General features: G+C 68.7%; 10 protein-coding genes and 1 pseudogene. 7 read left to right on the top strand and 4 right to left on the bottom strand.

What is annotated here, in order from left to right:
* Positions 1 to 14: 14 nt before the first annotated feature.
* Both MBA17_RS15630 and MBA17_RS15625 read right to left on the bottom strand, forming a co-directional pair.
* Complete coding sequence (locus tag MBA17_RS15630) at positions 15 to 668, bottom strand: FAD-dependent oxidoreductase (protein WP_238497188.1); 654 nt, start codon at positions 666 to 668, stop codon at positions 15 to 17.
* A gap of 259 nt (positions 669 to 927) precedes the next feature.
* Positions 928 to 2016, bottom strand: a complete 1089-nt coding sequence (locus tag MBA17_RS15625; RefSeq protein ID WP_238497187.1) for a flavin-containing monooxygenase — start codon at positions 2014 to 2016, stop codon at positions 928 to 930.
* A gap of 79 nt (positions 2017 to 2095) precedes the next feature.
* Between MBA17_RS15625 and MBA17_RS15620 the strand changes: the two genes are divergently transcribed.
* Complete coding sequence (locus MBA17_RS15620) at positions 2096 to 2491, top strand: ArsR/SmtB family transcription factor (RefSeq protein WP_238497568.1); 396 nt, start codon at positions 2096 to 2098, stop codon at positions 2489 to 2491.
* A 109-nt stretch (positions 2492 to 2600) separates the two neighbouring features.
* Here MBA17_RS15620 and MBA17_RS15615 read toward each other — a convergent pair whose 3' ends face one another.
* Positions 2601 to 2813, bottom strand: a complete 213-nt coding sequence (locus MBA17_RS15615; protein ID WP_238497186.1) for a hypothetical protein — start codon at positions 2811 to 2813, stop codon at positions 2601 to 2603.
* A 149-nt stretch (positions 2814 to 2962) separates the two neighbouring features.
* Here MBA17_RS15615 and MBA17_RS15610 point away from each other — a divergent pair, with 149 nt between their 5' ends.
* Together MBA17_RS15610 and MBA17_RS15605 are read left to right on the top strand one after the other, a co-directional pair.
* Positions 2963 to 3295 carry a hypothetical protein gene (locus MBA17_RS15610; RefSeq protein WP_238497185.1) on the top strand — a complete coding sequence of 111 codons (333 nt, stop codon included), beginning with the start codon at positions 2963 to 2965 and terminating at the stop codon, positions 3293 to 3295.
* Positions 3296 to 3385: 90 nt separating this feature from the next.
* Positions 3386 to 4000 (top strand): aldo/keto reductase, encoded by a 615-nt coding sequence (locus tag MBA17_RS15605; protein WP_238497184.1) that lies wholly within the window; start codon positions 3386 to 3388, stop codon positions 3998 to 4000.
* Positions 4001 to 4084: 84 nt separating this feature from the next.
* Here MBA17_RS15605 and MBA17_RS15600 read toward each other — a convergent pair whose 3' ends face one another.
* Positions 4085 to 4756 carry a M15 family metallopeptidase gene (locus MBA17_RS15600; RefSeq protein ID WP_238497183.1) on the bottom strand — a complete coding sequence of 224 codons (672 nt, stop codon included), beginning with the start codon at positions 4754 to 4756 and terminating at the stop codon, positions 4085 to 4087.
* A 36-nt stretch (positions 4757 to 4792) separates the two neighbouring features.
* Here MBA17_RS15600 and MBA17_RS50430 point away from each other — a divergent pair.
* From MBA17_RS50430 to MBA17_RS15585, 4 genes and pseudogenes are all read left to right on the top strand, one after another.
* A pseudogene (locus tag MBA17_RS50430) lies at positions 4793 to 5092 on the top strand (AfsR/SARP family transcriptional regulator); the annotation flags it as partial.
* Positions 5093 to 5107: 15 nt separating this feature from the next.
* Positions 5108 to 7912: a BTAD domain-containing putative transcriptional regulator gene (locus tag MBA17_RS15595; RefSeq protein ID WP_238497182.1), complete on the top strand. Its 2805-nt coding sequence runs from the start codon at positions 5108 to 5110 to the stop codon at positions 7910 to 7912.
* Between the two features lie 35 nt (positions 7913 to 7947).
* A complete protein-coding gene (locus tag MBA17_RS15590; protein ID WP_238497181.1) occupies positions 7948 to 9279 on the top strand; it encodes a CHAP domain-containing protein in 1332 nt (443 codons plus the stop codon).
* A gap of 1 nt (position 9280) precedes the next feature.
* Positions 9281 to 10672 (top strand): DUF1906 domain-containing protein (locus MBA17_RS15585; RefSeq protein WP_238497180.1); only part of this gene is annotated, 1392 nt, incomplete at its 3' end.

The raw sequence follows: 10672 nt of genomic DNA, 5'->3' as shown, positions 1-10672 counted from the left end.
CGGGTTTGACCTGGTCAACAGATGTGGCGCCGTGAAATGAGAACGGCCATCGCGTGATCCTTCGTAGCAACGATTCCAAGAAGGAGAACGGCGATGACCGCAGACAACAGTGTGACGCCTGAGCGGTGGCCGGCGCAGCAGATCGAGACCGGTGATCCGAATCTGTTGCGATCCATGGAGATCGTCTGCTCTCCCTGGGCGGGCAGGCCGCTGGCGCCGAGCACGTTCGGTGTGGTGTAGGTGCCGGAGGCGTCGACGACCGCCCGCGCTGTGATCTCCTGGCCATCTGCCAGATGGATCAGGAACGGGGCCTGCTCGCGGCCGGTGGTGCGGACCCGGTCGTAGCCGAGGCGGCTGATCGCGGTCACCCGCGTGCCCAGCCGTACCCGCTCGCCGAACGTCTTCGCCAGCGGGGCGAGGTAGTCGCCGATCAGCTCGGCACCGGTCGGCAGCCACTCCGGGTCCGGCTCCGTCCACCCCGCCGCGGTGAGCAGGCGGCGGGCGGCGGCGTCGATGTTGTACTTCCACGGGCTGAACACCCGCACGTGCCCCCACCGTGCCACGGAGGCCCCGACCTGCCGCCCGGCCTCAAGTACCAGGAAGTCCAGGCCGCGCTCGGCCAGGTGCGCGGCGGCGGCCAGACCGACCGGCCCGGCGCCGATCACCACGATCGGCAGGTCGTCCGGCCGGGACGCTCAGGTCGGCTTCGACGGCGTCGGGGCCACAACATCCACTCATGACGTCCTCCTCACTACGGCTGGACCGCCGGGTCCCTCCCGGCGGGTGGCGCGGGCCTACGCCAGGCCGGTCGCCAGGCTCTGCCCGCACGCTTGATTTGAAGCTTGTCTAAGTAAGTCCTGTGTAGGATTCCCTTCTGATTAGAGACCTGTCAAATCAGGCTGTCGGCTAAGCAGAGGGGCCGTGCGCTCAGGCGCGCGTGGACGCCCGGCTCGCGCGCAGGTGGGCGGCGAGCCGGCGGACCAGATGACGGGCGTCGGCTCCGACGCCGCGCAGGCTGTTGGAGGAGGGGGTGCGCTGCCATTCCAGCCCGAGATATCCCAGTCCGGGGTGGGTGCTCGACAGGCCGCCGGCGTGGCGGGGGAGGCCGCCGGCGTCCAGCGCGCCGAGCGGGGCGAGGTAGTCCAGGTCGGGCCGGTAGCCGGTGGCCAGCAGTACGGCGTCGACCCGCTCGCGGCGGCCGTCCGCCCACTCCACCTGATCTCCGGCCAGGCCGGTGAACATCGGGCGGCGCTCCAGCCTGCCCTCGCGCAAGGCCTCGCGGTAGCGGCCCGGATCGAGTACCGGCTGGGTGGGCGGGTTACCGGCGCGGCGCAGCGGCAGTCGGTCGAAGCCGGTCACGCGGAACCAGAAGTGCACGTCGCGGCCCAGCGGCCGCTGCGGGACAAAGCGGACCGCGTCCCGGCTGGCCAGCGTGACCCGGGCGTGCCCGGCCAGTTCGTAGGCGATCTGCACGGCGGAGTTGCCCGCGCCGACCACGACCACGCGCCGATCCGCGAGCGGTTCGGGGGTGCGGTATTCGGCGGCGTGCAGGATCTGGCCGGTGAACCTCTCCTGACCGGTCAGCGCGGGACGGTGAGGGCGGGCGAAGGAGCCGGTCGCGGCGATCACGCTCCGCGCCTCCAGGACCTCGCCGTCGGCCACCTGGACGGCGAAGCTGCCGCCTTCGGCTGCGGCGACTTCGCTGACGCGCGCCCCGGTGCGGATCTCGGCGCCGAGGCGTGACAGGTCGCGGGCGTAGCGCTCCAGGTAGGCGACCACCTCGTCACGGCGGGGGTAACGCTCGCCGTCGCCGCCGAAGGCCATGCCTGGCAGTGAGCTGTAGCGGGCGGGCGAGAACAGGCGCAGGCTGTCGTAGTAGTGCGGCCAGGACCCGGCCGCCTGGGCGGAGGCCTCCAGCACGATGGGCCGTAGCCCCGCCTGGAGGGCGTGGTGAGCCGCGGCCATGCCTGATTGCCCAGCTCCGATGATGACCACGGGTCCGGTGAGAGAAGACATGACCAGGAACGTATCCTCATTTCATAATATGTCAATATGATGATGTGTGGATAGAGTGCCCTGCAGGAGGGACGTGAACATGACCGATACAGCAACCGATCGCCCAGGAACCGGTCCGCAGACCGCTCCCACCTGCCCGCCGTCCGGCACAGAGCAGGACCACGGCACCAGCGACACTTGTGCGCCGCCGCCCCAGCTCGCCGAGGCCACCCACGATTTCCTCAAAGCGCTGGCCAACCCGGACAGACAGCGCATCATGCTGCTGTTCGCGCGCGGCGCCGAACTGTCGGTCGGACAGATCGCCGAACAGGCCGGCATCGGCCAATCCACCGCCTCCCAGCAACTGGCCCTGCTCCGCCGCGGCGGGATCGTCACCTCCCGCCGCAACGGCAAGATCGTGCTGTATCGCGGCGACAAGGAACGGACCGCCAAGGCCCTCGCCGACCTGCAGAGCTATCTGCGCTTCTGCTGCTGACACAGCTCCCTGAAGATCCTTAGTGGCGAAACAACCAATGGGGGCCGACGGCCAGCAGATGCGACGGTTGACCTGGCTCACCTCGGTCTTACTGGATCCCAGTGCGTGATCAATGTGATCGCGGACGGACGGCCGGGATGCCGAGGTCGGTCCGGCTGCGCTTGTCGAGAGAGGCCAGTTTTGCCTGCGCGGCGTCCAGACTGACGCGCAAGCCTTGGGCTTCACCGAGCCAGCCGCGTTGTTCGGCTTCGGTGATCCTGGCGCGGAGGTTCTCGGTGATCTCGCCCGGGCGGGAGTGCTGTCGCGGGTCAACCTGGAGCATCGGGCGAGGCTGGGTACAGGAACTGGCCTCGTTCCGACGCTTCTACCGCGGCTTCGACCGGATCACCACCGCACTGGGCCCCCGCAGCCCGACCCGGCGCCCGCATCCGCGTTGTACTGGCTGACCCCGAAGACGAGCGCACCGTCTCCGTGCTGGCCGACCGCTTCGACCGCACCGTCGCCGAGCTGGCCGACCGCTTCGACCGCACCGTCGCCGAGCTCCAGCGGCGCATCACCGACACCCGGGCCGACTACGCCGCGCTGCGCAGCCAGGCGGGCGCGACGATCGAGATCTACTACCGGCCCGGTGATCGCATGTTCTCCTTCTACCGGCTCGACGACACCGCTGTGCTCGGGTTCTACAGTCACGCCCGAACCCGAGCCGCCAGCGTCCCCGTCTTTGTGTGTGAACGACCAGGTGACCTATTCGACTTCATCATCGAAGAGTGGCAGGCCATCATCCGCGACAGCCGACTCGCCTGAACCACCGGCCGACCGTGGCCAAACGTTCCTACGGCGCGGCGGCCGGCGCTCATGATGGGATCCCGCATCCACGACGAGAGGCTCCCGCCGATGACCTCGAACCTGCTTGCGAACCGGACGCTTGGACGGACCGGCATCACCGTCCCGGCCCTCGGCGTCGGCTGCTGGGCGATCGGCGGGCCCGATCACAACCTCGGCATGCCGATGGGCTGGTCCACCGGCGCTGATGAGAGGGCCGCCATCGCCGGGCTGGAGACAGCTTGGGAACTGGGCGCTCGGCTGTATGACACTGCCGACGTCTATGGCCACGGCCTGTCCGAACGGCGGCTGGGACACCTCATTGCCCAAGTCCCGCGTGAACAAGTCGTCTTGTCCTCCAAGGTCGGATACTTCGCAGGCACCGCCGCCCACGGCTTCGACCCTGCCCACATGCGCCGCCAGCTCGGCCAGACCCTCGACAATCTCGGCACCAGCCACCTCGAGATCTACGGGCTGCACCACCACGACTTCGGCGAAGACGACCGGTGGTTGGATCCCGCGATCGAAGCCATGCACGCCTTGCGATCAGCCTGCGCGGCCCACACCGGTTCGCTCCCGACCGGCTCTCCACCCCACCTGCCCTGCGCGGCAACAAGATCGCCCGGTTCCGGGCGCTGTTCGACCAGGTACGACCAGCCCTTGGCCTCCTGCGGAGTCGCGACATGAGCTGCCTGGAGCTCCTGGCCCTTGGACGACAGCGATTCAGTTGAACTCCCCTCTATGGAACAAGATCCATTGTCGGGGGTGTCCTCACCTCGGGGGGAACCTCATCCGAGAGGGTCCGTAACGAGCTGCAGGCGCACCCGTCATGAGGGCCCAGTACCGGTCGCCATAGGACCAGTGCCACCACTCGGTCGGGTAGTTCACAAACCCTGCCGCGCTCATGGCGTCGCCGAGCAGACGCCGGTTGGCCCAGGCTTCCGGGGAGATCTCTGGATGGTGCGTGTAGCATGCGCCGCCGCTCTCCTCCGGCCCGGCGTTGACCGGCGTACCCATGTTCACCTCGGTGCCGTCGGCGGCGGCCAGCGTGAGATCGACGGCGGCTCCGCACACGTGCGGGGCCACCTCCGGCGGCGCCAGGGAGCGGCTGGCCTGGATGTGCACGAATTCCTCGGTCCACGTGGGATTGGCCAGGCGCAGTTGAGCGGCGTACCGGGAGAAGTAGTGCTCCTGCAGCGCGAGCGGCCGGTAGCCCTCCACGATTAGCAACCGCATCCCGGCGGGAAGCCTGCCCTGCGCGATCAGCAATCGGTCCACCAGACCTACGCGCAGGTGCGTGTAGGCTCCGGCCGGGTCGGCCTGGCGATCGTCCACGAGCACAGACGGCACCCTGCGCAGATCAAAGAGCGGTTCGCCGCACTCCATCGCGGGGATGGCCGATACCCGGCGATCAGACATCAGCACGATCGGTTCATCTGTCATTCGCGTGGGGGACCCTTCCGCTGAGTCTTCATTTGTATGATCATGAGGCGGCTCGCTATAAGTTCTCTGCAAGTGCCCTCCTGCGAGGTAGCAGTGGAATTTCGCCTGCTCGGACCGGTCGAGGTATGGAACGGTGATCATCGGGTAGCGCTGGGCGGTCCCAAACCACGCGCGCTACTGGCCGCGTTGCTGCTGCGGGCAGGACAGGTGGTCTCGATCGATCGGCTGGTGCGTCTGGTCTGGGGCGCTCATGCTCCTGACAGCGCTCGCGGACTGGTCCAGACCTACGTGTCTGCCCTGCGTCGGAAGTTGGGCGGCGATCTGATCGAGACTCGGTCTCCCGGATACCTCGTGAGACTCCACCACGGGGTACTCGATGTCCAGGCGTTCGAGCGGCTGGCCGACGACGGCCGGCGCGCTGTTGCGGAGGCGCGGCACGAGGATGCGGCGCGGTCGTTGCGCGCCGCAGAAGGGCTGTGGCGCGGTCCCGCTCTGGACGGGGTCGGGGAGGCACTCAGCGCCGATGCGGCCCGGTTGACCGAAGTGCGGCTGACCGTCGTTGACGAGCGGATCGCCGTCGAGCTGCAGCTGGGCCGGCAGAGCGAGGTAGTGGCGGAGCTCACCTCGCTGGTGGCCGCGCACCCGGCCCGCGAGCGGATGCGCGGCCACCTGATGACGGCGCTCTACCGGCTGGGCCGATCCTCCGAAGCGCTGGCGGTCTACGAGGACGGCCGCAAGGCCCTGGCCGAGGAGCTCGGAATCGACCCCGGTCCCGATCTGCGCGCGTTGCATCAGGCAATCCTCCGCGAGGATGTCGCTTTGCTGGGCTTCGTCCCGCTGGCCCAGCCGGCCTCGGAGGAGCACGGGCTGGTCATCCCCGCGCAGCTGCCGGCGGACGTGCCGGACTTGGCAGGCAGGGCAGCTCTCATCGCCGACCTCACGCCCCTGCTTGACATGAACCACACCGCGCCGCCGGTCCTTGTCATCTCCGGGAAGGGCGGAGTGGGCAAGACCGCCGTCGCGGTGCATCTGGCGCGCCAGGCAGGCCATCGGTATCCGGACGGCCAGCTTTTCGCGGACCTACGGGGCACCACCGACAGCCCGGCGACGGCAGAGGAGGTCCTCAGCAGATTCCTGCGCGCGCTCGGTATCCCCTACGCCTCTCAGCCCGAGTCCGCGCAGGATCGGGCCGATCTCTACCGCAGCCTGCTGGCGCGGCGCCGGGTCCTGCTGGTCCTCGACGACGCTCGCAGCGAGCAGCAGATCCGCCCGCTGCTGCCCGGCGGGACCGGATGCGCGGTCCTGATCACCTCGCGGGGACGCCTGGCCGGGCTGGCCTGCGCCCACCTGACCGACCTGGATATTCTGGACACAGAAGGCGCGCTTGCGCTCCTCGGCTCCATCCTTGGTGAGGATCGCCTGGCCGCGGAGCCGGGCGCCGCCGCTGAGATCGTCCGGCTTTGCGGTCTGCTGCCGCTGGCCGTACGGACTGCCGGAGCCCGGCTGGCTACCCGGCGGCACTGGACGCTGGCCACCATGGCCGGACGCCTGGGCGTAGAGCACCGCAGGCTGGACGAACTCGTCGCCGGGGACGTGGCCGTCCGGGCCAGCGTCGGGCTCAGCTACCGATTACTGGACCAGCGGGCCCAGACGGCGTTCCGCCGGCTCGGTCTGCTCGGCACCCCCGACTTCCCCTCGTGGATCGTCGCCCCGCTGCTGGATATTCCCGCCGATGACGCCGATGACGTCGTCGAACGGCTCGTCGACGCCCAGCTCGTCGATCACGTCACGATCGACGCGGTCGGTCAGCCCCGCTTCCGGCTGCACGATCTGCTGCGGGTCTTCGCCGCCGAATGCTCCGAAGCCTGCGACACCGCAGCCGAGCGAGATGCGGCCATCTCCCGTACGCTGGGCAGCTGGCTCCAGTTGATCGTCGAGGTCGGCTCCCGGGTGCCGTCCGGCGAGGTCGAGCTGCGCCGTCACTACGCTTCCGCGCATCCCGTGGACGACCACGTCGCCAGGCGAGTCGTGGCCGACCCCGAGGCATGGCTGGAAGCTGAGACGCCGGCCTTGATCGTGGCGGTCGAGCGTGCCGCCTCTCTCGACCGCGACGTGGCCGCCTGCGATCTGGCCACGGCGCTCTCCTTCTCCCGCGTCTTCTCCGCCAACCGGCTGGCCGAATGGCACAGCAGCCACGCTGCGGCGCTGGCTGCGACCCGTCGCGCGGGCAACCGGCTCGGCGAGGCGGCCCTGCTGGCCGGGCTGGGCCAGATCCACTACAGCCTCGATCACTTCGACCAGGTGCGTGAGCACCTGTCGCGGGCGCTCACCATCTTCATCGAAGCCGGAGACCGCAGGGGCGAGGCCGTCGCCCTGGCCGGTCTGGGTAGCGCCTGCCGGGAGCAGTGCCGCCTGCGCGAGGGCTTGGGGCTGCTGTCCAGGTCGGCGGAGCTGTTCCGCCTGCTGGGTGACGGCATCGGCATCGGCGCGACCTGCCGTCTGTCCGCCGCCATCCACCTCGAGCTCGGCGAGTACGACGCCGCGTGGCCGCTGCTCGACCAGGCCCTCACCGCCTACCGGCGCGCGGACAGCGGGCGCGGCGAGGCACTGACTGTGCGGACCAGAAGCCTGGTCCACCGTGCTCTCAGCGACTACGTTCAGGCCGGACGGGACAGCACCGAGGCCCTCGCCATGCTGCGGGCCTCCGGCGAACAGCTGATGATCGCGTTCGCGGTCCAGTCGTGGGTCAAGGTGGAGATCCGGCAGGGCCGCGGCGCCGCGTGCCTGCCTTCGATGGTCGATGCTCTCGAAGCGTGCAGAAACCATCTCGACCGGTACGGCGAGGCTCTGATGCTGCGCACCATCGGCGAGCTCCACCTGGCCGAGGGCGAGCTGGACCTGGCAGAAGCCCATCTGATCGAGTCCATCTCCATCTCACAGGAGCTCGGCACCGCGCTCCCGGCAGCTCGGGCCAGACGCGACCTGGCAGCCGTCCTTGCAGCGCGCGGCGACAGCGCCGCCGAGGCGATGCTCGCCACCGCGCTGGAAATCTTCTTCGAGCACGAGGCCCGAGAGTTCGCCGAGCTCACGCACACTGCCGCCGCGTGCCTGCCACCGCTTCGACGTCCTCAGACCACAGGGCTGGAAAGGGCTTAGAGCGAACCTGCAGCGCGCCTTTCGATGCTCCGATCATGAAGATTCTCAAGGGCCTGCTAGCGGTGCTCGTCCTCGCGCTAGGCGTGGTCGCCATCTCGTCGGCGCCTGCATTGGCGGTGGCGCGTTCGTCCATCGTCTCCGTGGCGCAGGACGAACTCAACAATTCAAGCCGCAACTACCAGACCTCGTCGGAGTGCAACTTCTACACCGGGTACTTCCGGGGCGGCTGGAAGGACACCTCAGGGTGCCCGAGCACCGACGGCGTGAAGTGGGCGAAGAGCGAATGGTGCGCCGACTTCGCCAAGTACGTCTGGAAGAAGGCCGGCGTCACCTACGCCGACGTGGCCGAGGGCGGTCCGTACGGTACCCTCACCGGCTGGGCGCGATCCTTCAGGGAGTACGGCGAGGCGCACGGCACTTGGCACAGCCGCGGCAGCGGCTACACGCCCCAGCCCGGCGACGCGATCGTGTTCGACTGGGACGGCGGCGGCATCGACCATGTCGGCCTCGTGACCTCCGCGAACTCCAACACGGTCTATACGATCGAGGGCAACACCGACGGCGGCCACACCAGAACCCACTCCCGCTCCCGCTCCAGTTCCGACATCGTCGGCTACAGCGAGCCCGTCGGCGCGACGGATCGGCCGAGCGGCCGGGTGTCGATTTACGGGGTGCTGTCGGATGGGAGCCTTAGCTATACCGCCATGGATGCCGCGACCGGCAAGCGCACTCATGGTGCGATCCATGGTGCCCCGCTGCCCTTCACGCCCAAGGCTCTGGCCACCCTCGACTTCAACACCGTCCTCATCACCGACACCACCGGCAAGCTCTACCGCATCAACGTGATCTCCAACGGAGGGGAAACTCTGGTTCACAATCCGCCGGTCCTGCTCGGCACCGGTTGGACGCACGACCTGCTGGCCTTTGACAGCACCTACCTGTACGGCATCGCCGACGGCGCCCTGCGCCGCTACACCCTCAACGCCACCGACACCCTCACCGCAGGCGGCATCACCAACAACACCCTCATCGGCGACGGCTTCACCCTGAAAACCCTCACCGCCACCAGCCAAAAGTGGATCCTCGGCACCACCGCCGGCGGCGCCCTCATCAGCTACCGCATCAACGGCGCAGGCTCCTGGGACCGCTACCAACTGCGCGATACCACCTGGCAAGTCTTCGACCACCTACTGTCTCCCGGCGCCGGCGTCTACTACGGCCACCGCCCCGAGGGATCCCTCCACGGCTACTTCGACGCCAACCCCTACGACGGCCGAGGCGACGACCTCAGCGGCCAGGGCGCCATCGACACCGAAGGCTGGACCCAGACCCTCCTTTCCGCCCAGCCCAACTCCGCGAGCGTCTGAGATGAGACACCTTTCCCGCCGCACGCTCCTGCGAGCGACAGGCACGGCCGCCCTGGGGGCCGCCGCGGGCCTGACGATCGGCTCGCCCGCCGCAGCCGCCGTACGGCTCGGCATCGACTACTCGTGGGGCCGCCCCCGGCCCAGCGCGATCGTCTCCGCCGGATACTCCTTCGTCTGCCGCTACCTCAGCTGGAACGACACCGGCAAGGTCCTCACCAGGGCGGAAGCGGACGGCCTGCGCGCCGCCGGGCTCGAGATCGTGAGCAACTGGGAGTACCAGCCGAACGAGGCCAAGCGCGGTTACTCCGAGGGCGCCCGCAACGCCGAAGAGGCCGATCGCTTGGCGATCGCCTGCGGGATGCCCCCCACGCGGCCGATCTACTTCAGCGTTGACTGGGACGCCTCCGCGAGCGAGCAAGGCGCTATCAACGACTACTTCGACGGGGTGGCCTCGGTCATCGGACCCACGCGCACCGGTGCCTACGGCGGCTACTACGTGATCAAACGGCTGCTGGACGCAGGCAAGATCGACTGGGCCTGGCAGACCTACGCCTGGTCAGACGAGAAGTGGGATTCCCGGGCACACCTGCGCCAGGTGAAGAACGGCATCACGGTCGACGGCGCGGACTGTGACCGCAACGAGGCCCACGCCACCGACTTCGGGCAGTGGGGCCAGAACCAGAAACCAAGCGGCCGGGTGTCGATTTACGGGGTGCTGTCGGATGGGAGCCTTAGCTATACCGCCATGGATGCCGCGACCGGCAAGCGCACTCATGGTGCGATCCATGGTGCCCCGCTGCCCTTCACGCCCAAGGCTCTGGCCACCCTCGACTTCAACACCGTCCTCATCACCGACACCACCGGCAAGCTCTACCGCATCAACGTGATCTCCAACGGAGGGGAAACTCTGGTTCACAATCCGCCGGTCCTGCTCGGCACCGGTTGGACGCACGACCTGCTGGCCTTTGACAGCACCTACCTGTACGGCATCGCCGACGGCGCCCTGCGCCGCTACACCCTCAACGCCACCGACACCCTCACCGCAGGCGGCATCACCAACAACACCCTCATCGGCGACGGCTTCACCCTGAAAACCCTCACCGCCACCAGCCAAAAGTGGATCCTCGGCACCACCGCCGGCGGCGCCCTCATCAGCTACCGCATCAACGGCGCAGGCTCCTGGGACCGCTACCAACTGCGCGATACCACCTGGCAAGTCTTCGACCACCTACTGTCTCCCGGCGCCGGCGTCTACTACGGCCACCGCCCCGAGGGATCCCTCCACGGCTACTTCGACGCCAACCCCTACGACGGCCGAGGCGACGACCTCAGCGGCCAGGGCGCCATCGACACCGAAGGCTGGACCCAGACCCTCCTTTCCGCCCAGCCCAAC

The organism is Dolomitihabitans soli, from assembly GCF_022213955.1.
GTDB lineage: Bacteria > Actinomycetota > Actinomycetes > Streptosporangiales > Streptosporangiaceae > Streptosporangium_A > Streptosporangium_A soli.
This window is presented reverse-complemented; position numbering and strand designations above follow the sequence as displayed.